Genomic DNA, 26,782 nt, shown 5'->3' with positions numbered 1-26,782 from the left:
ATGTATGCAACGTAATTAAACCTGTTGACTCGTATGCAAACACGCGGCAGCACCAATTAAAGGAATGTTGTCTTGTGTTACTAATGTGACCGGGATTTGGCCTGTATATTGCGACATAATGCCCTTTTGCGAAAAGCGCTCAATAAAGCGACTTTCCAGTAAACGAGCCTGCATTCTTGGTAATATGCCGCCACCAATGTAAAGGCCACCAAGAGCGCCATAAGCAAGCGCTAAATCGCCAGCAACACTGCCAATCCAATCACAAAATTGATTAAGGGTTGCCTCACACACTTCACATTCACCGCTATTGGCTAAGCTACTAATTTGTGCCGCATCTAAATTTTTTGCAGCCACCCCTTTAACTGCTGCCATAGCTTTGTACAAATGAGCAATGCCTGGGCCAGAAAACACTGTTTCTACCGATACATGTGGGTGGTCTTTTTTAAGTTCTTGAATAAGTTGAGCGTCGAGTTCGTTTACGGCTGCTAGTGAAATATGACCACCTTCTGAACTCATTACCGCACAAGAATGTGCAGTACGCACTAAACACGCTGCACCAAAGCCTGTACCAGGACCCATTACACCAATATTAGCAGCGTCGTCTGCTTGGCCTGGTTTAACGGTCACGTTTTGTGAAGGGTCAAGATACGGCGCGGCGTACGCAAAAGCTGCAAAGTCGTTTATTACGCTTAATTGTTCTAGGTCAAAGTGGTGTTTGAAATCATTAACGCTAAAGTGCCAACCCAAGTTAGTTAAGTGAACTTGGCCTGCGTTGATTGGGCCGGCTACTGCAAGGCATGCACGTTTTGGAGTTATATGAGACACTGTTGATAAGTAATACTCAGTGGCACTTTCAAGTGATCCATAATTAGCACTTGGAAACGTATGGTTATGCTCAATGGTAAATTGATTACTTGATTCGTCGAACCCAGTTATCAATGCAAAACGGGCGTTTGTACCGCCTATATCGGCAACCAAAATAGGATCAAAGTGTGTGCTAGAGTGTAAACCCATAGTGTTATCTCTTTTGTTTAAGTAATGAGTACTTATTATTTTAATGGGGTATCCATTGATACTTATTTACTTTGAGCTATCACCTCAAAGCAGCTATCACTGTAAAAAAAGGCTACCTTTAATAATAAAGGTAGCTAATACGTTTTGACAACAAAATGATAAAACACCCTTATTGTGACACCGGTGTCATACCAAAATCAATAAAAAAATGCCTTTATTGATAAATAAGCTTGAAAAAATCCATCAATAAACGAGAATAGCCCCTTATTGTCCTCTTTAGTAAGTAATAGTGATGAAAGGTAAAGCCACCTCGTTTGATATAGCCCATTATGCTGGGGTGTCTCAATCTACAGTTTCTCGTGCTTTACGCAACAGTCCCTTAGTAAATGATGAAACGCGCAAGCGAGTTCATGACATTGCCAAAAAGCTTAACTACAAAGTTGATAAAAATGCCAGTAACTTACGCACTCAGCAAAGCAGTACTCTTGCTTTATTGTTGTTTGAAGACCCTACCTCAGATGAGTCACAAATAAACCCGTTTTTTTTAGCCATGCTGGGCAGTATTACCCGTGCCTGCGCTAAAGAGGGTTACGATTTACTCGTGTCATTTCAATCGGCAAGTGCTGATTGGCAGGCAGATTACGAAGACAGTCACCGTGCAGATGGCATCATTTTATTGGGGTATGGTGACTACATTGATTTTCAGCCAAAATTTAACACCTTGCTTGAACAAAACACCAAGTTTGTTTGCTGGGGAGCAAGTGTTGATAACCGCCCTGATTTAACCATAAGTTGTGATAATTATGGCGGCGGTAAACTCGCCGCTGAGCATTTGTTGGCACATAGCCGCAAAGACTGCGCGTTTATAGGCGATGCCTCTGATCATAGCCCCGAATTTTTTGCCCGTTTCAATGGCTTTAAAGACGCGTTACAACAAAACGGTATTACACTTAATGAGCGTAAAATTGCCAACGCCATTTCCACCGAAGAGTCTGGCTATCATGCCACGCGTTCGTTAATTGCTAATAACATCACCTTTAATGCACTTTTTGCTGCCAGCGACCTTATAGCAATAGGCGCAATACGGGCTTTAAAAGAAGCCAATATTAACGTGCCAAAAGATGTGGCCGTGATAGGCTTTGATAATATATCTATTGCCAGTTACATTAATCCACCGCTGACAACCATAGAACAAAACACCACTATCGCTGGGCAAATGTTAGTTGAAAACCTATTAAAGCTCATTAGGGGTGAGCAAGTGCAAAGCACCCTACTACCACCGCGTTTAATTGCACGTGGCTCAAGCTAATTTATTCAGTAAAACCACTTTTAAGAAGCAACAAAATTAAAGACAACAGCGCTCTTTTACCTTAAATTAATTCAGGCTTTATTGCATTTTTACGGTCATTTGTCCTTTTTGCTTCCAATACTATAGCTGGTGCTTTCGTAACATTAACAGGCTATTCACACCTCGCTATCACATTAGTTTTTTTAATCTGAAAGTGGCTGTTTTTAATGTAATTTTTCACTCGTCAATGCATGCTTTTATCACTACAATCCTGTTTTTATTTTATTGTTAAAACTTCAAGCGATCATCTCATGCTTTTAACCATCGTTTATATTATAGGTATTACAGCAGAAGCCATGACTGGTGCTCTTAGCGCTGGACGAAGAAATATGGATTGGTTTGGTGTTATGTTAGTGGCCAGTGCTACAGCAATTGGTGGTGGTAGCGTGCGAGATATTTTATTAGGTAACTACCCACTGACTTGGGTAAAACACCCAGAATATTTACTGATCACTTGCCTAGCCGGTATTGTGACTACTTGGTTGGCAAAATGGGTGGTTAAATTTAAAGGCATATTTATGCGCCTAGATGCCCTAGGGCTTGCCGCATTTAGTATAATTGGCTGCCAAGTTGGGCTAAATATGGGTTTGCACTATGGAATTTGTGTAGTTGCAGCCATAGTAACCGGTGTATTTGGTGGATTGTTACGTGATTTAATTTGTCGACAAGCGCCATTAGTACTTCATCATGAACTTTACGCAAGCGTAGCGCTTATTGTTGCTTGTTTATACTTAGCACTGCACCACTACAACATTGATGACAATATCAGTGTGGTTGCAAGTTTAGTGGTAGGCTATTTAATTCGTATGGCATCGGTACGCTTTAAATGGCGCTTACCGACATTTAATTTATTAGAGCCCGCTAATTTAAATAATGAGTAATAACAGCAGCTTTTAATGCCCACCTGCCCTAGCACTTTTAAATAGCCCGAATACTTTTCGGGCTAACAAACTAACCACAAAAAGAACTCCCAAAGCAAAACACAGTATGCTCAAGGGCATAAACACGCTTTCATGTAGAACACCATTATGATCAACATATTGATACACACTGTTTTCTATCAGCATAAAACCCGTGCCAAGCAATAAAAAGCAAACACTCAAGGTGGCTGTTTTGTTTGAAAAAAAGCGCATAATCTATCCATAACTATTTTATTAAATTGTCGGGATAGCAGTTTGAATGAACGAATATTAATCTACAGTGACTGAGCAACATTAATTTTTTAAAATAAAAGTCACGCTCATTAAACTAAGCTTTTAGACATATAATAAAATCTGTCGTCTTCTTTATCTATGTTGAAACCTGAGCGTGTGTAAAGCTTGTGCGCAGGGCTTATTTTAAAAACCCGAAGCCTAAGTTGCATAGCACCTCTGTGCACAGCTAAACGAGCACCCTCATTAATTACTGCAGCACCAATACCCATATTTTGAAACGCAGCATCTACTTGTAAGTCACGTATATAGCACCCCTCATCATCAAAAGCCAAGCGCATTGCACCCACTACATCGCCATTTAACAAAACATCCCAATTTTCAAGGTCTGAAATTTGCTCACATATTTTAAGTTGCTGCCAATCAACACCATAATGCTCATAATATCCACGCATATTGGTATAGGTTAACTGTGCAGAAGCCATTAAATCGGCTGTGGGCTGATAACACATATTCATTATTGCCATTCCTTTGTTTAGCGACCTTTACAAAACTTGTTGTGCTTGCTGGTTTTTAAAATATTTATTTACTAATAATGACTGCAACAAGCTAGTACTACTTGATGCAGCCCAGTACAAACCAATTGCAGAAGGAAAGTTAACCAGAGTAACAACACAAATAATTGCGGGAATTAGGAACAATAAGGTGCTGGTTTGCTCTGCGCTACCAGGCATCATCATTATAGATAAATATGTAATAGCCCCCACTAGTAACGAAAGCGCAATATCAGGCTTTGCAATACTGGCAATCCAGGCAAACTTACTAGTAAATATAATTTGTTGCAGAGCTTGAAAAGTTCCAAGGCCAAATACACCTTGGCTTGCCATATTAATCACACTTTTTTTATCGATAAACTTAATGTTGTGCTTTTTATACAGCGCCATAGTTAATTTTGCGATTTCGCTGGGCTGGTTTTTATAGTTGTTTTTTATGCTATCTAGCTCAGGTTTTAGTGCGGCAATTGCTTTTTTATTTCTAACCATATTAGCCATAGCTACAAGGTTAATCGGCATTAAAACTAATCGCCCAATAACGGTAAACAAAATAATAGCAGCCGCTTGGCTTACGCCCACATCTTGAGTAAAAAAGATGATTGATTGCACGATCAAATCAGTAAATAAATTCCAAATTTCCATTTTAGTTTTCCTTTTAATATTATGTATTAAAAGTAACCACTGCGACATATTATGTCAACAGTTTATTTTAAACTAAAAATGGGTTGCTATTTAACTGTGGTTTAGATTCTGATATTTAGTCATGTGAAGATTGCAGCGCGACTAAAAATATTTTATTAAATCTAGTGTACTTGTTTTGGTGGTTTATTAATTACATGCTTTAACCAATGTGTCCATAAAGCAAACATTAAAAGCATCGAGTTTATGCCGATCATTATCCAAGGCCTCAACTCAAATGCAAAAACACTAATAACAAAAGGAATAAGAGGAATAGAGAAACCAATTGTTGTCAGTAATACCCCAGGATAAAAGAAAAAGAATCCCCAGTTTTTCTTTAGATATAACCCTATGGCAGAGGTAAATAAAAGAATAATCCATATAATTATTAGCAAGTTATTTGCAAGCGTCAATCCAACCGCCCCTATAATTGAAAACATTTCCCAGTTAACGAGCAATGTAATAACGATCAGAAAAGAAATAACTCTTTGTCCATATTTGTATACTAAATTTTGCATATCGACCTTAATACCTAAATTAAAAAACACCCAACAACAGCTACTTTAATATATCTTTTATTTACTATCGAATTTCGTTCAGAGAAGTTTAGAAAAATCGACTCTCGCTGAAATATAGAGAATATTACTAAGTGAGACTTCCAAAAATTCCACCATATTTTTAATGTATATATTTAAAAGTCATTAAGTTTCAAACTTTTATAAAACAATCACTTTATACGAGCTGTTCTTGAATAAATAGAGCGATATTAATAAAAGTGATAGTTAACTAAAATGCGCCTATTAGAAAACATTAACAGTATTTTATTCATCTATAATCGCGCTTTAAGGGATGATTTCAGTAATAATTTTAGTTTTAACCGAATTAGCAATAAAACATTGTTGGTGCGATTGATGGTGCATTTTTTCAAGTTGTTCCCTTGTTGGTTGCTTATCACCTAAAAATTTCACATGTGGTTTAAGGGTAACTTGAGTCATTGATATTTTACCTTCACTGTCTTTTTCCATAATACCTACAGCATTATCAATGTACGAATCAATCACATACTTATTTTTTGCGGCTATAGAACCCATTGTGAGTACGCAAAGAACAAGAGTTTTTAGAACTGAATCAACTTCAAATATATCTGTAAGTTCCTTTTTCATTTATTCTCCGATGCTGAAAATACACTGTACTTTTTAGCAATATGACTTTCCAATAATGGGCGCAAACACGTAAGGCATAGTGGCTAAGCCGCCCTGCGTGTATGCGTCCCAGCGAACGTTTATTGGGATGTTATGTTTCATCTGTAAATTACTTCCTTGATCACACTAATTCCGCAATCTTCGCCAAATGAAGTTCCCACATAATGGGTTCTTATCAGATCAGCATCAATCTCATACCACGCTATAAATTTGTCACCTTCTTGGAAAGTCTCTAACGGAGCAACAAATGTTGGCTCATCTATGCTATCAATGAACAGCCAGACAGCTTTGAATTCTTGATTGGTAATAGTTAGTGGGAGGCTAATAACGACATAATAGCTTGAATCCCTCAGCTTTGTTTCTATAGAAATATCGTTTCCATATTTCTGATTTAAGCCCCGCTGTGTCTCTTCTGAAATTGAACAGCCCGCTTGCACTTGAAATGCTAATATAAATAAAGCTAAAAGGATAAACTTCACTGTCAATTTCCTTGTGAAACATTACACCGGCCTAATACACAATGTGTTGGCGTGGCTTTTTGCGTTGTTTGCCAAAACCATAACAACACAACATTGTCGGGGTTTAGGCGCTTGTTATGTTTGAGATTAACTCAAACGACCAATTATTTTTGCTGCCCATTTATCAAGAAGCTTTGCTGGAGCAAAAGATAGAAACAGACCTAATGTTGGAAACAAAGCACTAAAAATGGCGGCCATAACTTTATCCGTTTGATCTTTGGTTAGAAAACCATTAATTTCAATTACAGCATTCGGGTCTAGCGCTGCTTGAGCGAAAACGAATACCAATATACTACCAACAAAAATCAATGTACCACCTGCAAGGCGGCTCAATCCAACTGCAATATCTACTTTTTTCTGTAAATTTTCGTCCATACCTGACTAAAACATAACTTTTCAATAACGGGCGGCATACACGTGGAGCATAATGGCGAAGCCGCCCCGCGTGTATGCTTCCCAGCGAACGAAGTGAGTGGGTTTATTGACTTGTTATACGGTGCTGCCAAAATGGAATTCCGTCGTCACGTACACAGGTTTTTTATTGGTGTTCGATTGAGATGGCTTATACTCTATTTGATTTACAGCTTTCAAACCTTGATCGTCCCAAACACCTTTTGGTACCGATTCAACTATCTCTGGATTAAATACCTTACCATTCGAATCAATTAAGTACCGGACCTTTACATAGCCGTCGGGTCGCTTTGCTACATTTCTGGGGGAAGAGAAGCTGAAAGATTTTGATTTCATTTCCCAATACTGGTTCAAATTTTCGGCTTGAACTTCAATTGCTTCAGTTGAAAGATTTGGCGTTGCAGAGCAACCAAAAAGAAATGTGGCGACAATGATTACAATAGTTTTTTTCATAAATATCCTTATTTTTTTGAATGTTCAGTAGCGTACAACGCCTCGCTAAGAGGCAAAAAATAGTTGGTTAAAATAAGCGACAAAGGAGCAAAAACCAACTGTTTTTTGTCCTTTTGAGCGAATTGTTATGTACCGATGTTACGCTTTAAACCAAAAAATGCATAGAGCGAAATAATACTAAATACGATACCTGAACTAAATTGTATTAATGCCCATTTACCATATATATTTTGCCAACTTTGGAAATTAAAACCTGACTCGATTAGAAATGAAATAGCTTGCCCAAATGGAAGTAAAATACCAACGAACATTACGCTATACATTGAATAAGCGAAGACTATTTTAAAAGCTGCAATTTTGTAATTACGTCTAGATGTTAATAGAGACAACGTAAAAATTAAAAACAAAGCTACAGGAACAATATACAAAGATGAAAATATGCCATCTTTTGAAGGCAAGTAAGCAAAGTCTAATGCTGTGATACCAGCAGACAAACTTATAATCAATTGATTAAACGAGCTCAGATTCATATTTAGGTACATAACAACTTTATAGTGCGCTCGTCGCGTATATTTCTGCCAACGTCAAGCTAATTATATTTATTAATTACTTTTTAACAAACAACTTAACTCATTGCTAGCTATAATTATTCCTTGCTACTAAATATAATAACAAAGAAGAAAATGCGCTCGTTGTTCGTTTTCTAGAATATGGGAGCAAAACAACTAGACAGTATATTTATACAGCTATCGACATTGGTGATGATATGAAAACGCGTTCAACATTTTTAAATTACATCGCTGAATATATGTTGGTGCGTCAGTATTCATTACGTACCGTGGACACCTACCAAGGTGGATTGCATCTTATATTCATTTTCATGATAAGCGCCATGACGCCAGAAGAAGTTAAGCTAATTATGGCTCATTAAAATGCGCTATAACTTGGGGGGAATGCAATAAAAGCACTTTTACCAAAAGGGGCTTACGTATGTTAGCCCCTTTTGTGTAATTTTATTACAGTGTGTTATTCAGTAACAACAAACCATAGCCAGCGAGTTGCTCGCCATTGAGGTCGTGTTGCCAGCTTGGCGTTAACCGATCGCGTTTAATACTGCTGATGCTTTGCGGGTTAGCGGTTAAGTTAAGTACAAACATACTTTTACTGCCGTTTAACTCGCGGGTTATTTCGACAAGGCCGTTGTTGTGTTGTGTTAATTCATAACTGCCTTTGATACCCAGCTCTGGGCGCTGTATTTTTTGTGCGATTAAGTGCTGATATAAACGCCACAGTGAATTAGATTGTGCTTGTTGCGTTTTTACATTGCGATCAGCAGCATTAATTTGCTGTGCTAAATATTCAGGCCACCACTGGGTGTAATTATCACCAAACAGTTCAGCCTGCTCAACCCAACTTGTTTGAGCTTGAGTAAAACCAGCTTGGTTGCTGTTATTCCACTGCATTGGTGCGCGTTTATACACATCGTGACCTGTGCCACCTTGTGTTAAACCAATCTCTTCACCGTAATAAATATACGGCGTGCCAGGAGAGCTAAATAACATGGCGGCGGCAAGTTTTGCCTTATCGTCTTGTTCAGCAAGTTGATAAGCCACTCGTTCTTGGTCGTGATTAGTTAAAAACGGTGCAAAAAAATCAAGTGGTGCAGTTGAATCAATACGCTGTTGTAAATTTTGTTTGAGCACATTGGCATCAACTGCGTTGATTTTGTGGTTAGATTGCATGGTGCCAAATTGCGCTTCACCACTGGCATCGGGTTTTAATAAGCCTAATATTTTATAGCCTACTTCAAAATCAAAGCCTTGATCGAGGCCTTTACCTTCGCCAAAGTATTTTGCCGCAACTGGAATGTCAGCCCATGCTTCACCTACTAAGTACGCCTCTGGATCAACGCTTTTTACGTATTGGTTAAAGTGCTGCCAATATGCAATAGTTTCGTCGGTATCGGCTTGCGCATCTGCGCCACCTTCCATTGCAAAACGTACTGCGTCTAATCTAAACCCTGCAACGCCTTTATCAAGCCAAAACTTAGCCATTTTTTCCATTTCGGCAACAACATTAGGGTGGCGTAAGTTCAAGTCAGGTTGGCTTGCTCCAAACGCACCATAGTAATACTGCTGACGTGTTTCATTCCAATGCCATACTGCGTCGGGTTGGTCGTTATTACTCCAAGCATGTCCCCAACCACTTCCGGCTTTTGGCATATCGTCGCGCCAAATAAAGTAATCTGCATAAGGGGCTTCATTATTTGCTGAACGCTGAAACCATTCATGGTTACTTGATATATGGTTTATAACTAAATCAAGTATGACTTTCATGCCTTTGTCGTCAGCAGCTTTTATAAAGGCTTCAAACTCGGCCATGCTGCCGTAGTCGTTTTCTACTTGGTAAAATTCAGTAAAATCATAGCCATGATAAGAAGGTGCTTCAAACATCGGGGTTAACCACAATGCGTTAACGCCAAGCTCTTGTAGATACGGGAGCTTTTGGGTCATACCATTAAAATCGCCATGACCATCAGCATCGCTGTCGTAAAAACTGCGGGGCCAAATTTGGTAAAAAATGGCGTTTTCCCACCACGGATTTGCTTGTTGTTCAGTATTTAGTGGCGATGTTTCGGTGTTATTAGTGACGTTATTTAATGATGGTGCGCTTTGGCAGCCTGTTAGCATGATTGCTAATGCTAATGCGCTCAAGGTAAATGTTTTCATTTCAGCCTCGTTATTATTGTAATAAATAACATAGCCGTATTTTACTACGGCTATGTTAGTTAGTTTGCGGTTATTTTAGTGCTTTAGTTACCACCGGGTAATGATCCCATACCTGCTTGTCGCTTAGTGAGCGCACTAGCTTAACGTATTCCGCATGTGTCCACGCCAATGGTGTGGCCGAGTTAGTACCCTCGCCTAACGTGTAACCCGCTTTATTAATGCCTACACCATCCCATACTTGTTCAGGTAGCATCATCCCTTGGTTAGCAAATTGCTCTAGCCCTTTTACATAGCTATTTTTAATAGCCTGCTGTTTTGTTGCATCTAAACTATTATTGGCATTTGCGGCGGCAATTTCGTAATGACCACGTTCACCGGTAAAAAATGGCCAAACTCGCCCACGCTGCCCTGGGCTGTTTTTACCACCTTCGGCATAGTTAGCGCCAGTTACTTCGTCTTCACCGTATCCGTCGTTACCATAGCGGCGGTAGCCTGCAAATGTGCCGCTGCCGTCAGTAAACTCAAAGCTGTATTTAACTTGTAGGTTATCTGTTAGGGTTTCGTCATCATATTCTGGCAGTGTTTTTACTATGCTAGGCGATAGTGCATCGCGTACGCCATAGCGAACGAGTTCTAAAAAGCCACCATCAAGTATTTGCTTTTTATTAAACCCTTCACGGCCATTATTAGCGTTAATTTTAGTATTTGAATTGGCGTCTTTGTCTTGGCCAATGCGAATAAAATATTCACCATCAGAAGCGCTCGACTCTAAATTACCAGCCGTTGTAAACATTAATTTTTCAATATCATTGTTATAACGCTTAGCTGTATTTAGGTAACGTGTTGCATTGGCATCATCACCTGCTAGTTTAGCGATATCGGCTGCAGTAATTAAACCAGCAACAACCGCGGCGGTGGTTGATGGCGAATACCCTTCTTGCTCTTCCCAGCGTTCTTGCTGAGTGGCTGGCGGCGTTATTTGTGTATCGTTCCATAGAATGTTTGCACGGCCACCCTCAACTAAAAAGTCTGCTGCGGGCTTTAACATACGGCTATACCAATCGCTCAGCTCTGCATCTGTTAAAACATCAGCTTGATGGAGTTTCCAAGCAAGCATGAGTGGCATTGCTGTTTGGTCAAGTTGTACGCCCACCCATTCTAGTTCACCATCAACATGTGTTTTTTGTAAAAACCAGCCTGTATCGCCTTTATTGCCTGGGGTTTTGCTGTTTACTTGAACTTTTTCAAGGTATTCGAAGGCGGTTTTAGCGGTCGCATTATCGCCCATGGCCATAAACGCCATGGCAACTTGATAAAAGTCGCGCACCCACACCGCTTTGTAACCAGTAGAGCCTGTTTTAGCCGATACGGTTTCGCCCCATGGGTTAGATAATGAGGCAATAAGCGCACCTGCATGAGTTTTATCTTCTTGCGCTTTAAGTACCATGGCACTGGTGTAAAGTAATTTGCCGTTATCTGCGGTTTGTTCGCTCATGTTATTTAGCGGTGCAAGGCTTTGCAGGTAGTCTTGCCAACCAAGCGCTTCGCCTTTACCGTTGTAATTATCAAGCACCGCTTGGTAACCTTTGGCTAACGTAGCTTGGCCTTGTTTAAAGCTGATTTGTTCGCTACTACCAAAGCTTAGGGTTAAATCGAACTGGCTGTTTTCACCAATTTCACCCAGCTCTGCAAGTAAGCTAACATTACCTGATTGTTCACCGGTATTTTTATAAACCTGAGTAAGCTGCTGAGTTGTTTTAAGCTGGCTTAAACCATCGCTCACACCTGTAAAACCAACACTTGTTTGTTTAAATGGCTGAGCACCTTGTAATGAAAGGTAGCTGTTGTCTTGCCATGCCAGCAATCCTTGTTCTGTAGTTTTAGCAAAATCATCAAGGCCGTTATTATCAACATACGGGTTAACGCTTACGTATGCCTTAACGCCTTCAAGCTCGGTATTAAAAATACTGCGTACAAATAAGCTTTGCCCATCAGGATCGGTAAATATGTGTTTTTCGAGGCTAAAGCGGCCTTGTTTATCTTTGCTTACTACTTTGTAAGCTAATGATAACGGGCGGCCTTCATCGTCTTTGTATAAGTAGTCAATGGTAACGTCTAAATCGTCAGCTTCTGTGACTGTAAAATCCTTTCCTACTACCACAAATTGCATGTCTTTAATTTGCGCTTGATGAATAAGCCCAAACATTGTTTCGGTGATCATACCTTTTGCAATAGAGAACCATACTTTTGACACTGTGCCAGTTGCCGCAGTGTCGCTGTAAGCACCATTTTGGTATTGCTCAAAGGACGTACCAATACCAGTTTTGCCTGAATAAGCCCAAAATGGCTCTGCACCAGGGGCACCTGGTGCCGATACCTGCATTACAGCGCTGCTTGATGGCTCTTGCTGCGCGCCACAAGCTGTTAAACCAAGCATTAATAAACTGGTGGTAATTGTATTTAATTTTTTCATTTTAAAGCCTTAATTAATTTCAGTTTACTCGTTACTTTACTGAGTGTGCTTAACACGCAATACCGCAACCGCTGCAAGTACAAACGACACAGCGCCCAGTACTAATGCGTAAATAGGTTGGTTTTCAAAAAAGTGGCGTAATATTAATCCCAGTACGCTGGCGGCTAATAATTGTGGGATCACAATGAAAAAGTTGAAAATGCCCATGTAAACGCCCATTTTATGACTCGGTACTGAAGTACTTAACATTGCATAAGGCAGTGATAAGATAGACGCCCACGCAAAACCTACGCCTATCATTGGCCAAATAAGTAAACTGGGATCTTTGATGAACATAAAGCTCGCTAGGCCCAACGCACCTAAAATAAGGTTAAGTGCATGTGCTACTTTTAATCCCACGCGTTTAACGATGATCGGGATACATAAAGCAGCAATCGCGGCAAAGCCGTTGTATGCAGCGAATAATATACCCACCCAATCTGCACCGTTGTTGTAGGCTAACGAGCTGGTGTCGGTACTACCGTAATGAAAGCTAGTAACCGCTGAGGTGCTATAAATCCACATAGCAAATAACGCAAACCAACTAAAAAATTGTACCCATGCCAATTGCTTCATCGCCTCAGGCATAGTGAATACATCATTCACTACATTATAAAAACCGCCGCTAGTGTGCTGTTTAGCTTTTAATGCCGCTGCAATAAATTGAATAACACCAAAACTAACTAACCCAGCAGCCAGCAAGTAAAGTTCTTTTTCCAGATCCAGCCCTAATACTGTGGCTAAAACAAGCAAACCTAAGCCGCTAAAAATAACGCCGCCTTTGGTAAAATTAACGCTATTAGTAATATTGGTTTGTGTTGTTTGTGATTCTTGTTGATTAAATTGTGCGAGCTGCTCAGGTGAGTACTCTTTTGTGGTGACAATAGTCCAGCCAACTGCAATAAATAAAATAACCCCACCAAAGTAAAACGAATACTTTACAGAATCAGGAATTTGACCAATCGGTGCAGTATTAGCAATATCAAACCAGTTGGTCATCATCCAAGGCAGTGCTGATGCAACCACCGCTCCCACACCTATAAAAAAGCTTTGCATGGCATAGCCTGTGGCGCGCTGCTTGTTTGGCAAGTTGTCGCCTACTAAAGCACGAAAAGGTTCCATGGTAACGTTAATTGAGGCATCCATAATCCACAGCATACCCGCAGCAATCCAAAGCGTGGGAGAATTTGGCATAATAAAAAGCGATAACGTGGTTAATATAGCGCCATATAAAAAGAAAGGACGGCGACGGCCTAATTTGCCCCAAGTTTTATCACTCCAATAACCAATAATTGGTTGCACAATTAAGCCCGTGAGCGGCGCTGCAACCCATAAAATAGGAATATCGTCGACATTAGCGCCAAGTGTTTGAAATATACGGCTTACGTTACCGTTTTGCAGTGCAAAGCCAAATTGAATGCCTAAAAAGCCAAAGCACATATTCCATATTTGCCAAAAGCTTAAGGTTGGTTTGTTGTTATAATTCATGATCAGCCTTATTTGTTAAAACGGCACTACTGAGTGCATCAAGGGTCAGCGTAAAGGTTGTACTTTGTTTCTCATCGCTCACCAAAATACCGTTATGCGACTCTAGTAGGTCGTATAGCGTTGAGTTTGGTTTGAGCATAGTTGCTTGATTCGGCGTGAGCGTAATAGTGACTGTTTGCGCTTGCTGACTAAAGTTGCTAAGCACCCACAATGATTGCTGCCCTAGGGTGCGTACAAAACCCACCACTCTATCACTGCCTGTTACCATCAAGGGTGCCATATCACCGGCAACAACAGCAGGTAAGCCATTAAGTTCCATAATTGCGATATAGTATTGACGTAACTGTGCTTGCTCAGGAGTTAAATTTGCGCCATCAAACTTGCCATTATTCATCCATGCTTGGTGCGCTGGTACGCCAATGTAATCAAAAATACTAGTGCGTGTAGGCGAACCAAAGCCTGCGTTTTCAGATCCATCTTCACCTACGTCTTGACCAAAATAAAGCAAGGTTGGCGAACGACTAATTAAGTTAGAAACCACCATAGCCGGTTTACCCCATGCAGCGTTGCCAGCAAAGTCAGGACTTGCGATACGTTGTTCGTCATGGTTTTCTAAAAAGTGCAGCATGTGCTGTTCAATGTCTGCCACTTCTGCTTGTGCTTTAAATAGCGTATTAGCGGGTTGCTTACCTTGCATAATCCCTTTTAGGGTGTCGTAAAAACCAACTTTGTCATACAAGTAATCCATTTTACCTTGGTGAATATAGGTACGGTACATCAACGGGTTATATACTTCGGCGAGTAGAAACGCATCAGGTTTATGTGTTTTTATTGATGAATTTAAAAAGCTCCAAAATTCAACGGGTACCATTTCAGCCATATCATAGCGAAAGCCATCAACCCCTTTATCAAGCCAATAAAGGGCAATATTCCTAAATTTATACCAACTATTTGGCAGTTCTTTATCTTGCCAAAATTCATAATGTGCACGGTAATCTTGGTTTTCAAGCGACTTAGGTAAAGTTGGAAAGTCTAGGCTGCCATCGGGTTTAACACCGTAGTTAACTTTTACCGTTTCGTACCAGTCGTTTATATCAGGCTTTGGAGCACGTGCACCATTGCCAGTCCATTTTGCTGGGATTTCACTAAATTGACCATCGGCTAAAGGGTGTTTGTTGCCACCTAATACTTGGTAGCTGTCGCTTGTTGGTACTTTAAATGATTCACCCGGTACATAGTAAAAATTATTATTTTTAGCATACGCCTTGCTGGTATCATCGTCCTCACCAAAGTCTTTCACGCCGTTAGGCTTAGCGATTGAGTGATAATCTCGAGCTACATGATTAGGAACAATATCAATAATTACTTTCATGTCATGCTCGTGAGTACGCTCAATTAGCGCGCTGAACTCTTCGAGCCTATTGGTAACATTAATTGCCAAATCTGGATTTACATCGTAATAATCTTTTATTGCATAAGGCGAACCTGCACGCCCTTTTACCACATCAGGATCGTCTTGTTTTATACCATACTCAGTGTAATCACCCACCAAGGCATGATGTAAAACGCCGGTGTACCACACATGCGTGGTACCTAGCTCTTTAATGCCTTTTAATGCCTCGTCGTTAAAATCAGCAAACTTACCAACTCCATTTTGCTCTTTGGTTCCCCATGGCACATTAGCGGTTTGGGTATTACCAAATAAACGAGTAAATACTTGATATACCACTGGCTTAACTGGGTCTGTTTGCTTAACTAACAAATCTGTTTTTGTCTCTTTGTCATCACTGCAACCGTGCACCAGCAATGCGCTGCATATAAGCAACGGCGTGTAGAATCTTTTTTTCATTGTGTGTGTCATTTTTATTTCAGTGTTGTTATAGGTTTATACTAAAGCTAAGTAAGGCTTGGTTACAGTTGCTGCATACGTATTCACAGCCATATTCAGTGACAATTAACCCGCAACTAAAGCACCATGTCACGTCACTTAGTTTGTTTTTAACTTAGCTAAAAACTCTTTATGAGTAGGTAATTTATCTACCGTTGAATTTATTAGGGTTTTTAACGTTGCGAATAAATCCGTTAGTTGTTCACTGCTTAATGAATCAACAATACTGTTATAGTCATCTGGTATTAGGCCTTGACCTATAAATACTTGCTGCCAAGCTACTTCTGCAAATAACTCGTCGTTTTCGCGCACTACTTTGCCCGTTTGTTTAAATAAATCCATTTTATGCGCTAACGATTGAGGAATTTCCATTTGCTTACATTGACGCCAAAATGGGGTGTCTTCTCGCTCAGTTAATTTATAGTGCAAAATAATGAAGTCACGAATATGCTCGATTTCACTGATGCTTTGCTTATTAAATTCAGTTACTAACGCATCACTAACCCCATTATGAGGAAACAACTTAATTAAACGTGTGACCGCACTTTGTATTAAGTGAATACTAGTAGACTCTAAGGGCTCTAAAAATCCACTAGAGAGCCCTACTGCGACTACATTTTTATGCCACTGCTTTAAACGTCGACCTGTTTTAAATTTAATTAAACGCGGACTTGTTGTTGGCTCACCCGGTAAGTTATTTAATAAAAGCGCGGTTGCTGACTCATCCGATAAATAACGGCTGCAATACACTAAGCCATTACCTGTTCGATTTTGTAGCGGAATTTGCCACTGCCAACCTGCGGCATGTGCTATGGAGCGCGTATAGGGCTTTAATTCGTTACTGCCTGTTGATTGCACTGCAACAGCACTATCGCAAGGTAAATAATGTGACCAATCAACAAACCCCGTATTGAGAGTTTGCTCAATTAAAAGTGCGCGCTGGCCTGTGCAATCTATAAATAAATCCCCTTGGATTTGGCTATTATCGTCAAGTGTTAAGTTGGTGATATTACCTGTCTCAGGGCATTGATTAACGCGTTCTATTTTTGCATCAATGTGTTTAACGCCGCGTGATAATGCAAGATTTTTTAAATATTCAGCATATAAAGTGGCGTCAAAATGAAAAGCATAACTAAGTCCTGGTAATTGAGTATTAGGAATAGTATTTAGTAGCGTAAATTTTTGCTGTTTAGCGGCTTGATAGTTAAGAGAAAAATCCCATAAAGAATCCTCACTGCCATTAATGTGCCCTTTTACCCAAAAATTATAAAAGTCACAAAAGGGAAAATCTTTACCAAACGAGCCAAATGCATGCATGTAGCTATGCCCTGGTGTTTTCCAATTTTCGAACTCTATACCCAGTTTGATAGACGCATTAGTAGCATTTATAAAATCTTGCTCATTAATACCGAGCGCATTATTAAGCCCAATAATAGGAGGAATAGTGGCCTCTCCCACACCTATAGTGCCAATGCTACTTGATTCAATAAGGGTAATATTAATTACTTTACCTAACACTTTATTAAGTAGTGCTGCGGTTATCCAACCAGCTGTTCCACCGCCTGCAATGACGACATGTTTTATTGGCTTCATATTATTGCTCACTTTTTTAAATCAGATTTAAAAAGTTTGATAAAACTTAGGTAAAGTAGCTATAAAAAAACCCTTGTAAAACTAATTACAAGGGCTAATAACTTAACTAAATTTCAGTTAAAGTTTGTAGCTAAATCCAAGAATAAAGTTACGCCCATAATCTTGGTAATCACGCACTTGTAAAGCATTATCACCACTTAGTGTTGTAAATGGTTCTTCAGTGATATTTTGTACTTGGAATGTCACATTTAAGCCATCTAAGCTCTCAACACCTGCTTCGCCAAAATCGTAACCAACTTGTACGTCCCAAATTGTTTCACCTAAGATATTCACTTGCTGAGTTTCATAACCTGCGTTGTAAATATCACCTTTAAAGTCGCTACGTTTACGCATACTAGTACGTGCTTGGAAGCCATAGTTTTCATAATAAAAAGTTAAGCTTTCAATTTTATCCGACAAACCAGGTAATTCGTATTCATTACCGTTTTGATCTTCAATATCTTGTTCAATTCCTGTATGGCTGGCAATTAAACCAAAACCTTCTAATGAATCACTAAAAATATTAAACGGTAGAGCAAGAGACAATTCATAGCCCCAAAGATCTCCACCACCGCCATTCACTTTACCTGATCCAGTACCGGTACTATTCTCTGGTATCTCACCCGTTGAAGGGTTAGCAACTCCTGACATATCAACTTCGTATACACCATCAAATATCCATTGGCTTAAGTCTTTATAAAATACAGCCGCTGAGAAGTATCCTTCTGCACTAAAGTAGTTTTCATAAGTAAAATCAAAACCCGTTGCTTCTTTTGGTTCAAGTGTAGGATTACCACCAGATACTGACCAATAGTTGCCATTCTCATCAGGACGCTCAGAATTGTAGCTCGCATTAACAGAAGCATTCATTTCATCTAGGCGGGCTCGTGAGATAGTTTTAGCGGCACCAAAACGCACAGTTTGATTTTCATCTAGCGCTAAAGATAAATTAAGACTAGGTAAAACATGACTATAATCGTGTGACACATTGTTAGGAACGGCTTCAACTAGACCAGTCACGTCATTCGGCACAGCCGCAAAACCTTGCGAAGATTGCTCAGTTCTAACATAGCGAACACCAAAGTTACCTGTTAATGGTAGTTCACCTACTTCAGCATTAATATCAGCTTGAACAAAAAACGCCGTAACTTTTTCTTGAACTGTGTACGACTGCGTAGTGTGTTTTATATCCGTTAAACTTTCTTGAATTGAGTCATAATATCCATCGTCAACTAGTGCACGGGTATCATAGGCAATCATATCCCCCATACCGATAAAGCCTAAGCTAGCTGTTCCGAGGCGATATTGCTCTGGAACGACAAGCGTACCAGGATTATCTAATGAGAAATCGCTTAATGTTAAGTAATACCCTTCAGACTTTTTACTCTTCTCACGGTCGCGATATGACATACCAAAACTTACTTTGCTTAAGTAATCGTTTTCTAATAGCTTGCTTGCTGCTAGTTTTAAAGTATGTAGTTCATCATTAACTTCAGGTGCATTAATAAAGCCATCTTGTGCGGTGTTTTGATAAGCCGTATCATTTAAGCCGTACTTATTATTTAGCGCTGAGCTGGTTCCCCATGACAAAGGACCACCTAACTGAATTAAAGCATAATCACTATAATCTAACTCGTGGCTAAATTTGGCGCCGGTATTGCCGCCATCAAGTGAGTAACCAATGTTGTCAGCAATACCGTTTGCATCGCCACGGCCTGTGCCAGAATAACTTTGTAAGCTCCAGTCCTTACGCTCAACTTCAGATAAGCTCGCATCAAACTCTACCGACCATGAATCGTCAATGTCATATTTAGTATTAAATCCAAATTGCGTTAATTCAGCATCACGTTCTTCAACATCATTGCGAACTACAACGCGTTGACCTTGCGTTGTTGCACTGGTGATAAAGCCAGACTGTTCATCTACAGTAACACTATTTGGGTCGATGCTACCTTGACCCCAGGCGAAAGGTACTTCAATACCACGTAAGATTTTTTCATCGTTAAAATCTACATATAACGCATCAAACGTCATGTTTAGACGATCATTTGGTGCTGCTTCCACTACTAGCATCGCTGAATCACGTTCAAGTGTTGATGAACGTACGAATGGTTTGGCGCCGCCTAAGATTGAATAATTCTGTCCATCAACGTCGAATTCAGGGTATCCCCAAGAATTCCAGCGTTTTTCTTGGTTTGGTGAGCTCATTGTGTTGTAAGCAAATGCAACACCTATAGTGTCATCTGCAAACTGATCTATGTATGAAACTGTGCCACGAAAGCCTTTATCATCACCATCAGGATTTAGCTTATCAAAACCTGACTGCTCTAACTGACCATTAAACATGATCACGCGCTCGCCTTTACTTAAAGGCTTTACCGTTTGCATGTCGATTACACCGGCAATACCTTCAGCTTCAATACTGGCACTTGGTGTTTTATAAACGGTTACGCCGCTCATTATTTCTGATGGGTAAAGGTCAAACTCAACACCACGGTTGTCACCAATCGATACTTGCTCACGACCATTAAATGTTGTTGCGCTTTCGTTTTCGCTAAAACCACGAACACTTACACGACTAGCACGGCCATCAAGACGTTGCGCTGTTAAACCTGGTAAACGTGCGATTGACTCTGCAATAGATGTATCTGGAAGTTTACCAATGTCTTCAGCAGAAATTGACTCAACCACCTGTGTTGAAAAACGCTTAGTATTTATTGATTCAACAACACTACCGCGAAAACCTTTCACTTCGATGATTTCTACATCATCATTTTTTATTGTTTCTTCTTGTGCCGCAGTGGTGGCAAAGCTTGATAATCCGGCAGCAATTAATGCTAGCGTTAGTATACTTGGTTTGAACATAGCCATAATGTTTTCCCGTTACCCATAATGTGATACCCGCTTACTTGCTTAAGTGATAGTTAAACATGCGAGCTTATTTTGTTGTCGGAATGAATATTAACGCTCGTATTATTTTATTAACAACTTTATGCATACGTATTCAAAATAGCACTGCACGCACAAATTTAACATTAAATTTACAAAACAACATGTAACCAACTGTTTTAAAATAGGTTATTTTGGTGCAAGAGTATTTTATGAGTTTAGTGCTAACCATCATTTATTTTTTTATGAAATAAACCGTTCATAAAACACTGATAAAGAGAAGCAAGGAAATTTTATTTTTTAATTAATTACTAAACACATTATCTACACAAATTAAATTGGTAAGACCAATAACTAAAAACACCAACTCAGTGCAGACCTTTGTTTTTGTACACCTAAACAGCGCAAACAATAAATTAACAACTCCATATTAGAATTGGTAAAATATAATAAGAATAATCCACGACTCAAATCGATTGCCTGAACGATTAGTTCATCCTGTTTTAATACCTTAAAATCGGTGCATACGTATGCAGGATTTTTACAGTATGACAGGCTTCAAGTATGCTTTTTCAAATAAACGGGGATTATTACCTCTAAAAAAAGAACAACACAAAGACAGTGTGAAAACGGAGAAAAGCATGGCCCAAAAGCAATGGTATAAAGGTGCGGTTATTTATCAGGTTTATCCGCGTAGCTTTCAAGATAGCAACAACGATGGCATTGGTGATTTAAAAGGGATAATAAATCGTATTGATTACATTAAAAGCTTAGGGGTGGATGCTATTTGGATCTCACCTTTCTTTAAATCGCCGATGAAAGATTTTGGTTATGATATTAGCGACTATCGTGATATTGACCCGATTTTTGGTAATTTAGATGATTTTGATGAGTTAATTGCACAAGCACATCAACGCGACATTAAAATTATTATTGACCAAGTGCTAAGCCACACCTCAGATCAACACCAATGGTTTATTGATAGTCGTGAAGACTTAACCAACGATAAAGCTGACTGGTATGTATGGGCCGATGCTAAAGAAGACGGGACAGCACCAAACAACTGGTTGTCTATTTTTGGTGGCGGTGCATGGCAGTGGGAGCCGCGTCGTGGACAATACTACTTACATAACTTTTTCACTGAACAACCGGATCTTAACTTTCACAACCCTGACGTTCGCCAAGCCGTACTAGACAATGTTGAGTTTTGGCTTAAAAAAGGCGTGGATGGCTTTAGGTTAGACGCTATTAACTTTTGCTATCATGACGCTTTGCTTCGTGATAACCCAGCTAAACCAAAAGAAAAACGTCAAGGCCGTGGCTTTAGCGAAGATAACCCGTATGCATTTCAGTATCATTACTACAATAATACGCAGCCTGAAAACATAGAGTTTATGCGTGATATTCGCACTTTACTTAACAAATACCCTGGTACCGTATCACTGGGTGAAATTTCATCTGAAGATTCATTAGCCACGATGGCAGAATACACCCAAGGTGGCGATAAACTGCACATGGGTTACAGCTTTGAGCTATTAACGGATGATTACTCGAGCGAGTATATAAGAAACACTGTTACTACACTTGAACAACGTATGACTGAAGGCTGGCCTTGCTGGGCATTTAGTAACCATGACGTAGAACGTGTTGCTAGCCGTTGGAGTGAAACGGGAAAGGTAAACCCAGCGCAATGTAAAATGTTGACTGCCCTGCTTGCCTCTCTTCGTGGCAGCGTGTGTATGTATCAAGGTGAAGAACTCGGACTCGGTGAAGCCAGCGTCGCCTTTGAGGATTTGCAAGACCCCTACGGCATTACGTTTTGGCCAAACTTTAAAGGTCGCGATGGCTGTCGTACCCCAATGCCTTGGGAAAACCTCGATAACTCGCAAAGCAATGCACACAATGCAGGATTTAGTGAGGTAAAACCGTGGTTACCTGTTGATCAACAACATAGGCTACAAGCAGTTGCTGAACAAGAAAGTGATTCAAACTCAATATTAAATGCGTACCGTGAATTTATGGCCTGGCGTAAAAACCAGCCGGTATTACTTGAAGGTGATATTGAGTTTTTACAAACTGCCGAGCCAATTTTGGCGTTTTACCGCACATTAAACGAAGAAAAGATGTTATGTGTATTCAATTTAAGCGGGGCAAAAGCAGAGCTTGTTATTGATGTAAGTGTTGAAAAAGAACATAGCGCGCTTTCTCATCACAACGCACAGCTTAACAATGCAACACTGACTGTTGAACCTTTTGGCTGCTATTACGCCCGCTGCAGTTAATATTTAAAATTATTACAAATAAAAAACCCGAGCATTGCTCGGGTTTTTTATAGCAAATTTTTAGTGGTTAACTGTTTTACTATTTAAATAATCGGTCAATGCAAAAAGTACCCCCGATACAACAAAGGTGACGTGTATCAGCACTTTCCAGAGTAATTCATCATTAGAATGAGACGCAGAACTTATAAAGACCTTTAACAGCTCAACGGCTGAAATGGCTACTATTGCACTGATCAGCTTCATTTTTAAACCAGAAAAGCCCACTTTTCCCATCCATGCAGGGCGGTCTTCATGATTTTCAATATTAAGCTTAGAGACAAAATTTTCGTAGCCACTAAATATAATAATCAGCAACAAACCTGCTAACAAAGCAGTATCAACTAACGTTAATATACCAACTAATAACTCCTGATTACTGGCAGTAAACGTCGCGATACCCATCAAATATAGCTGTTTAAAAAACTTTATAAGTAGTAAAACCACTGCAAATAATAGGCCTACAAAAAACGGGGCGAGTAACCAGCGTCCTTTAAATATAAACGACTCAAGCGCGTGCTCTACTTTATGAACAGGTTGTATTTTTTTATTTGTATTATTTGTGTGTGGCTCTGACATAAGGGCACCTAAAAATTAAAACGCGACATTAGCTTAAATTTAACTGTAACACAATCACTTAAACCCAGAGACAGGTACGCAATACGCTTATCCTGACGATAAAAATATTTCGTTTTCCTTTGTGTGAATTGTGATTAAAAATCAACTTACCAACAGAGATGTTCTGGCTTGGTTACACTTGTTTTATGCAGACATTATTTGATTGCATAATTCGATTGTTACTCCATTTTTAGGAATAAGAAAATGAATAAAGCATTACTCGCGTTAATCGTTGCACCTTTTTTCGTTTTTTCAGCTGCTAATGCAGTTGCAAACGATTCTACAGACGCTTCAGCCGAAACGATTCAAGAATTCACAGAAATGTGCGTTAGTTGGGCTAAAGAAGACGACGTAAGCAATGAAGAGCTTTATAACTACGTTTTAAAGTGTGTGAATGATGAACTAACATCTGAAGGCTATAACAAAGTCACTGCTGTTAAAATTTAATGAATAATTGAGCGGATCGAACCTAAATTGGTTACATTTTTAATCCTGAAAGAAAAAATCAGATTAAAAACGCCATTGCGATAGGTTTAATCTTGCAAAAAAAAACCGGAACTGTCACAGGCTGTGCGTTCCGGTTTTTTATTATTAAAGCGGTGAATAATTAATTATTCGCCGTCTTTTTTAGCTTTTGGTTTTGCTTTACTTTTAGCGGGGGCTTTTTTCGCGGCGGCTTTCTTTTTAGGCGCAGCTTTTTTCTTCGCCTCTTCTACCCATTTACCACCCTCGTAATGAGCCGTCCAACCAGTTGCTTTACCATCAACCTCAGTCATCACATATTGAGATTTGTTTTTACGACTGTAACGCACAACAGCAAAGTTGCCATCAGGATCTTTGGCTGGTGCATCAGCTAGGTAGTAAAACTTGGGCGAAATACGATCTCTAAAGCGTTGTAACTCTTCTACCTTAGGAGCGCGTGTTTCTCGTGATTTAGGGAACGTATTTGCAGCTAAGAAAATACCGGCCGCGCCATCACGTAATACAAAATAGGCTTCAGACTTTTCACATTCTAATTCAGGGATATGAACTGGATCTTCTTTTGGCGGCGCAGCTTCGCCATTTTTTAACAACTTACGGGTATTTTTACATTCATCGTTGTTACAACCAAAGTACTTACCAAATCGACCTGACTTTAACTCCATATCAGCGCCACATTTATCACATTCGATAATAGGGCCGTCGTAGCCTTTAATTTTAAAGGTACCCTCTTCAACAACATGACCCTGACATGCTGGGTTATTACCACACACATGTAGTTTACGGGTCTCGTCGATAAGATATGAATCCATCGCTGTTTCACAAATTGGACAGCGCTTCATTTGCATTAATGTTTCTGTTTCAACGTCTTCAACATCAGCTGCAACCGCTTCATCACCCGACACTAAGTTCATAGTGGTAGTACAGCGCTCTTTAGGTGGCAAGTTATAACCTGTACAGCCTAAGAATACGCCCGTTGAAGCAGTACGAATGCCCATTTTTCTACCACAGGTTGGACAGTCAATATCGGTTTCTACCATTTGATTCAGACGCATCCCGCCTTCATCTGGTTCGCCTTTAGCAATGTTTAACTGGGTTGAGAAATCGGCATAAAACTTATCGAGAACTTGCGTCCAAACACGCTCGCCTTCGGCGATATCATCTAAACGACCTTCCATTTTAGCGGTAAAATCGAAGTTCATTAAATCAGTAAAGTTTTCAACTAGGCGATCGGTAACAATTTCACCCATTTTTTCAGCGAAAAAGCGGCGATTTTCTACTCGAACATAGCCACGGTCTTGAATAGTCGAAATGATAGACGCGTAAGTTGAAGGACGGCCAATACCACGTTTTTCAAGTTCTTTAACTAAGCTCGCTTCACTAAAACGTGCTGGCGGCTTGGTAAAGTGCTGCTTAGGATCAAGCTCAACTAAGGTGAGAACTTCACCTTGCTTAACAGCAGGAAGTGATTGATCTTCTTCGTTCTTTTTACGCACTGCTGGCTGTACTTTTGTCCAACCATCAAAGCGAAGCACACGCCCTTTTGCCTTTAATGTAAAATCATTGGCGGCAACGGTTAATGTGGTTAAGTCGTACTCAGCAGGCACCATTTGACAAGCCACAAACTGGCGCCAAATAAGCTCATAAAGCTTTTTCGCATCGGCATCAACACCTTCAACATGTCCTGAAAGTACCGATACGCTAGAAGGACGAATTGCTTCATGCGCTTCTTGTGCATTGCCTTTTGAACTGTAGTTAATTGGATCTGCTGGTAAATATTTCGCACCAAACTCATTGGTTACATACTCACGACACATCTCAACCGCATCTTTTGATAGATTAGTTGAATCGGTACGCATATAGGTAATATAACCGCCTTCATATAGACGCTGCGCAAGCATCATGGTCTTTTTAACGCCATAACCGAGTCGAGTGCTGGCTGCTTGTTGCATGGTTGAAGTAATAAATGGCGCACTTGGGCGACTCTTACTTGGTTTTTCTTCAACGCTTAAAACTTTATATTCGGCACTCTCAAGGCTTTTTACAGCTTCTGTAGCCTGTGCCTCATTTACAGGTTTAAATGGCTTGCCTGCTTGTTTAGTGACTTCTAAACGTAAATCAGACTCGCTATTTTTAACATCTGCATGGATATCCCAAAATTCTTCAGGAATAAACGCTTTAATTTCACGTTCGCGCTCTACTAATAACCGCACTGCAACAGATTGAACTCGTCCTGCCGATAAACCTCGTGCAACTTTAGCCCACAATAAAGGCGAAACCATAAAACCTACAACACGGTCTAGGAAACGACGGGTCTGCTGTGCATAAACCATATCGGTGTTCAATTCACCCGGAGTTTCAAACGCTTGTTGAATTGCATTTTTAGTGATTTCGTTAAACACAACGCGCTTATACTTTTCAGGCTCACCGCCTATCAGCTCTTGAAGGTGCCAAGCAATTGCTTCCCCTTCTCTATCCAAATCCGTTGCGAGATAGATTTGATCAGCATTTTGGGCAAGCTTTTGTAATTCTTGAACAACCTTTTCTTTACCCGGCAATACTTCGTAATGTGGTTCCCACCCTTTTTCAGGATCGATTCCCATACGCGCGACTAAGTTAGAATAGTCACGTTGCTGTTTATACGCTGCTTTCTCATCAGGTGGCATTTTACGAACCTCAGCAGGTGTTTTGCTTGCTGGTACTTTGTTTTTGCCCGATCCTGATGTAGGTAAATCTCGTACGTGTCCAATACTGGACTTAACGATAAAATCATTACCTAAGTATTTATTAATTGTTTTAGCCTTAGCAGGTGACTCTACAATTACTAGCGATTTGCCCATAGTTGCCTATTTCTAACCTAGTTTTTTAAATGTGTTTAGCCGACTCATGCGGCGCGAAT

At 39.9% G+C, this 26,782-nt stretch carries 23 protein-coding genes; 5 read left to right on the top strand and 18 right to left on the bottom strand.

Going from position 1 to position 26,782, the window contains the following annotated elements; all coding sequences use genetic code 11:
* Positions 1–15: 15 nt before the first annotated feature.
* On the bottom strand, positions 16–1,014 hold the full coding sequence (gene glk, locus AC27JR_RS10040; protein ID WP_372860313.1) for a glucokinase: 999 nt from the start codon (positions 1,012–1,014) through the stop codon (positions 16–18).
* A 292-nt stretch (positions 1,015–1,306) separates the two neighbouring features.
* On the opposite strand from glk, the gene AC27JR_RS10035 reads away from it, so the two are divergent.
* Together AC27JR_RS10035 and AC27JR_RS10030 are read left to right on the top strand one after the other, a co-directional pair.
* Positions 1,307–2,323 (top strand): LacI family DNA-binding transcriptional regulator, encoded by a 1,017-nt coding sequence (locus AC27JR_RS10035; protein ID WP_475474689.1) that lies wholly within the window; start codon positions 1,307–1,309, stop codon positions 2,321–2,323.
* 290 nt (positions 2,324–2,613) lie between these two features.
* Positions 2,614–3,243 carry a trimeric intracellular cation channel family protein gene (locus AC27JR_RS10030; protein WP_010389835.1) on the top strand — a complete coding sequence of 210 codons (630 nt, stop codon included), beginning with the start codon at positions 2,614–2,616 and terminating at the stop codon, positions 3,241–3,243.
* A gap of 12 nt (positions 3,244–3,255) precedes the next feature.
* On the opposite strand, the gene AC27JR_RS10025 is transcribed toward AC27JR_RS10030, so the two are convergent.
* The 9 genes from AC27JR_RS10025 to AC27JR_RS09985 all read right to left on the bottom strand — a co-directional run bounded on the left by AC27JR_RS10025 (position 3,256) and on the right by AC27JR_RS09985 (position 7,823).
* A complete protein-coding gene (locus AC27JR_RS10025; RefSeq protein WP_069439489.1) occupies positions 3,256–3,495 on the bottom strand; it encodes a DUF3955 domain-containing protein in 240 nt (79 codons plus the stop codon).
* A 110-nt stretch (positions 3,496–3,605) separates the two neighbouring features.
* Positions 3,606–4,031: a GNAT family N-acetyltransferase gene (locus tag AC27JR_RS10020; protein WP_069439490.1), complete on the bottom strand. Its 426-nt coding sequence runs from the start codon at positions 4,029–4,031 to the stop codon at positions 3,606–3,608.
* A gap of 27 nt (positions 4,032–4,058) precedes the next feature.
* Positions 4,059–4,709, bottom strand: coding sequence for a membrane protein insertase YidC (gene yidC, locus AC27JR_RS10015; protein WP_487173488.1), 651 nt, complete (start codon positions 4,707–4,709; stop codon positions 4,059–4,061).
* A 161-nt stretch (positions 4,710–4,870) separates the two neighbouring features.
* Entirely contained in the window at positions 4,871–5,263 is a 393-nt protein-coding gene (locus AC27JR_RS10010; RefSeq protein ID WP_487173487.1) for a hypothetical protein, read from the bottom strand.
* Between the two features lie 324 nt (positions 5,264–5,587).
* Positions 5,588–5,908 carry an OsmC family protein gene (locus AC27JR_RS10005; RefSeq protein ID WP_372859783.1) on the bottom strand — a complete coding sequence of 107 codons (321 nt, stop codon included), beginning with the start codon at positions 5,906–5,908 and terminating at the stop codon, positions 5,588–5,590.
* Between the two features lie 137 nt (positions 5,909–6,045).
* Positions 6,046–6,426 carry a hypothetical protein gene (locus AC27JR_RS10000; RefSeq protein ID WP_487173486.1) on the bottom strand — a complete coding sequence of 127 codons (381 nt, stop codon included), beginning with the start codon at positions 6,424–6,426 and terminating at the stop codon, positions 6,046–6,048.
* Between the two features lie 126 nt (positions 6,427–6,552).
* Entirely contained in the window at positions 6,553–6,840 is a 288-nt protein-coding gene (locus AC27JR_RS09995) for a hypothetical protein (RefSeq protein WP_487173485.1), read from the bottom strand.
* 114 nt (positions 6,841–6,954) lie between these two features.
* On the bottom strand, positions 6,955–7,329 hold the full coding sequence (locus tag AC27JR_RS09990; RefSeq protein WP_372859780.1) for a TonB family protein: 375 nt from the start codon (positions 7,327–7,329) through the stop codon (positions 6,955–6,957).
* A gap of 125 nt (positions 7,330–7,454) precedes the next feature.
* On the bottom strand, positions 7,455–7,823 hold the full coding sequence (locus tag AC27JR_RS09985) for a hypothetical protein (protein WP_487173484.1): 369 nt from the start codon (positions 7,821–7,823) through the stop codon (positions 7,455–7,457).
* Positions 7,824–8,095: 272 nt separating this feature from the next.
* On the opposite strand from AC27JR_RS09985, the gene AC27JR_RS09980 reads away from it, so the two are divergent.
* Entirely contained in the window at positions 8,096–8,260 is a 165-nt protein-coding gene (locus AC27JR_RS09980; RefSeq protein ID WP_372859778.1) for a hypothetical protein, read from the top strand.
* Between the two features lie 85 nt (positions 8,261–8,345).
* Here AC27JR_RS09980 and AC27JR_RS09975 read toward each other — a convergent pair whose 3' ends face one another.
* The 6 genes from AC27JR_RS09975 to AC27JR_RS09950 all read right to left on the bottom strand — a co-directional run bounded on the left by AC27JR_RS09975 (position 8,346) and on the right by AC27JR_RS09950 (position 20,449).
* Positions 8,346–10,058 (bottom strand): alpha-amylase family glycosyl hydrolase, encoded by a 1,713-nt coding sequence (locus tag AC27JR_RS09975; RefSeq protein ID WP_487173483.1) that lies wholly within the window; start codon positions 10,056–10,058, stop codon positions 8,346–8,348.
* A 70-nt stretch (positions 10,059–10,128) separates the two neighbouring features.
* Entirely contained in the window at positions 10,129–12,531 is a 2,403-nt protein-coding gene (locus AC27JR_RS09970) for a glycoside hydrolase family 15 protein (RefSeq protein WP_487173482.1), read from the bottom strand.
* A 36-nt stretch (positions 12,532–12,567) separates the two neighbouring features.
* Positions 12,568–14,058 (bottom strand): MFS transporter, encoded by a 1,491-nt coding sequence (locus AC27JR_RS09965; RefSeq protein ID WP_075169306.1) that lies wholly within the window; start codon positions 14,056–14,058, stop codon positions 12,568–12,570.
* The gene (locus tag AC27JR_RS09960; RefSeq protein WP_487173481.1) at positions 14,048–15,907 is read right to left on the bottom strand and encodes an alpha-amylase family protein; all 1,860 of its coding nucleotides are present in this window, start codon (positions 15,905–15,907) and stop codon (positions 14,048–14,050) included. Before AC27JR_RS09960 ends, AC27JR_RS09965 begins: the two co-directional genes overlap by 11 nt.
* 138 nt (positions 15,908–16,045) lie before the next feature.
* Positions 16,046–17,539, bottom strand: coding sequence for a tryptophan halogenase family protein (locus AC27JR_RS09955; RefSeq protein ID WP_487173480.1), 1,494 nt, complete (start codon positions 17,537–17,539; stop codon positions 16,046–16,048).
* A 117-nt stretch (positions 17,540–17,656) separates the two neighbouring features.
* Positions 17,657–20,449, bottom strand: coding sequence for a TonB-dependent receptor (locus AC27JR_RS09950; RefSeq protein WP_487173479.1), 2,793 nt, complete (start codon positions 20,447–20,449; stop codon positions 17,657–17,659).
* 659 nt (positions 20,450–21,108) lie between these two features.
* Here AC27JR_RS09950 and AC27JR_RS09945 point away from each other — a divergent pair.
* Positions 21,109–22,749 carry an alpha-glucosidase family protein gene (locus tag AC27JR_RS09945; protein ID WP_487173478.1) on the top strand — a complete coding sequence of 547 codons (1,641 nt, stop codon included), beginning with the start codon at positions 21,109–21,111 and terminating at the stop codon, positions 22,747–22,749.
* A gap of 60 nt (positions 22,750–22,809) precedes the next feature.
* Here AC27JR_RS09945 and AC27JR_RS09940 read toward each other — a convergent pair whose 3' ends face one another.
* Positions 22,810–23,364 (bottom strand): TIGR00645 family protein, encoded by a 555-nt coding sequence (locus tag AC27JR_RS09940; protein ID WP_487173477.1) that lies wholly within the window; start codon positions 23,362–23,364, stop codon positions 22,810–22,812.
* 243 nt (positions 23,365–23,607) lie between these two features.
* On the opposite strand from AC27JR_RS09940, the gene AC27JR_RS09935 reads away from it, so the two are divergent.
* Positions 23,608–23,850, top strand: a complete 243-nt coding sequence (locus AC27JR_RS09935) for a hypothetical protein (protein ID WP_487173476.1) — start codon at positions 23,608–23,610, stop codon at positions 23,848–23,850.
* A 164-nt stretch (positions 23,851–24,014) separates the two neighbouring features.
* Here AC27JR_RS09935 and topA read toward each other — a convergent pair whose 3' ends face one another.
* Positions 24,015–26,723, bottom strand: coding sequence for a type I DNA topoisomerase (gene topA, locus AC27JR_RS09930; protein ID WP_487173475.1), 2,709 nt, complete (start codon positions 26,721–26,723; stop codon positions 24,015–24,017).
* Between the last annotated feature and the right edge of the window lie 59 nt (positions 26,724–26,782).

The organism is Pseudoalteromonas sp. NH0006-26 (assembly GCF_057552415.1).
Note: the sequence above shows the minus strand (reverse complement) of the source record. Positions and strands in the feature narration are given on the sequence as shown.

Coding starts and splice junctions, on each gene's coding strand:
- AC27JR_RS09990 (WP_372859780.1), bottom strand. CDS start 7,329: ATGAAAAAAACTATTGTAATCATTGTCGCCACATTTCTTTTTGGTTGC.
- yidC (WP_487173488.1), bottom strand. CDS start 4,709: ATGGAAATTTGGAATTTATTTACTGATTTGATCGTGCAATCAATCATC.
- AC27JR_RS09945 (WP_487173478.1), top strand. CDS start 21,109: ATGGCCCAAAAGCAATGGTATAAAGGTGCGGTTATTTATCAGGTTTAT.
- AC27JR_RS09965 (WP_075169306.1), bottom strand. CDS start 14,058: ATGAATTATAACAACAAACCAACCTTAAGCTTTTGGCAAATATGGAAT.
- AC27JR_RS10020 (WP_069439490.1), bottom strand. CDS start 4,031: ATGAATATGTGTTATCAGCCCACAGCCGATTTAATGGCTTCTGCACAG.
- AC27JR_RS09955 (WP_487173480.1), bottom strand. CDS start 17,539: ATGAAGCCAATAAAACATGTCGTCATTGCAGGCGGTGGAACAGCTGGT.
- topA (WP_487173475.1), bottom strand. CDS start 26,723: ATGGGCAAATCGCTAGTAATTGTAGAGTCACCTGCTAAGGCTAAAACA.
- AC27JR_RS10025 (WP_069439489.1), bottom strand. CDS start 3,495: ATGCGCTTTTTTTCAAACAAAACAGCCACCTTGAGTGTTTGCTTTTTA.
- AC27JR_RS09940 (WP_487173477.1), bottom strand. CDS start 23,364: ATGTCAGAGCCACACACAAATAATACAAATAAAAAAATACAACCTGTT.
- AC27JR_RS10030 (WP_010389835.1), top strand. CDS start 2,614: ATGCTTTTAACCATCGTTTATATTATAGGTATTACAGCAGAAGCCATG.
- glk (WP_372860313.1), bottom strand. CDS start 1,014: ATGGGTTTACACTCTAGCACACACTTTGATCCTATTTTGGTTGCCGAT.
- AC27JR_RS10005 (WP_372859783.1), bottom strand. CDS start 5,908: ATGAAAAAGGAACTTACAGATATATTTGAAGTTGATTCAGTTCTAAAA.
- AC27JR_RS10035 (WP_475474689.1), top strand. CDS start 1,307: ATGAAAGGTAAAGCCACCTCGTTTGATATAGCCCATTATGCTGGGGTG.
- AC27JR_RS09980 (WP_372859778.1), top strand. CDS start 8,096: ATGAAAACGCGTTCAACATTTTTAAATTACATCGCTGAATATATGTTG.
- AC27JR_RS09995 (WP_487173485.1), bottom strand. CDS start 6,840: ATGGACGAAAATTTACAGAAAAAAGTAGATATTGCAGTTGGATTGAGC.
- AC27JR_RS09935 (WP_487173476.1), top strand. CDS start 23,608: ATGAATAAAGCATTACTCGCGTTAATCGTTGCACCTTTTTTCGTTTTT.
- AC27JR_RS09975 (WP_487173483.1), bottom strand. CDS start 10,058: ATGAAAACATTTACCTTGAGCGCATTAGCATTAGCAATCATGCTAACA.
- AC27JR_RS09970 (WP_487173482.1), bottom strand. CDS start 12,531: ATGAAAAAATTAAATACAATTACCACCAGTTTATTAATGCTTGGTTTA.
- AC27JR_RS09950 (WP_487173479.1), bottom strand. CDS start 20,449: ATGGCTATGTTCAAACCAAGTATACTAACGCTAGCATTAATTGCTGCC.
- AC27JR_RS10010 (WP_487173487.1), bottom strand. CDS start 5,263: ATGCAAAATTTAGTATACAAATATGGACAAAGAGTTATTTCTTTTCTG.
- AC27JR_RS09960 (WP_487173481.1), bottom strand. CDS start 15,907: ATGAAAAAAAGATTCTACACGCCGTTGCTTATATGCAGCGCATTGCTG.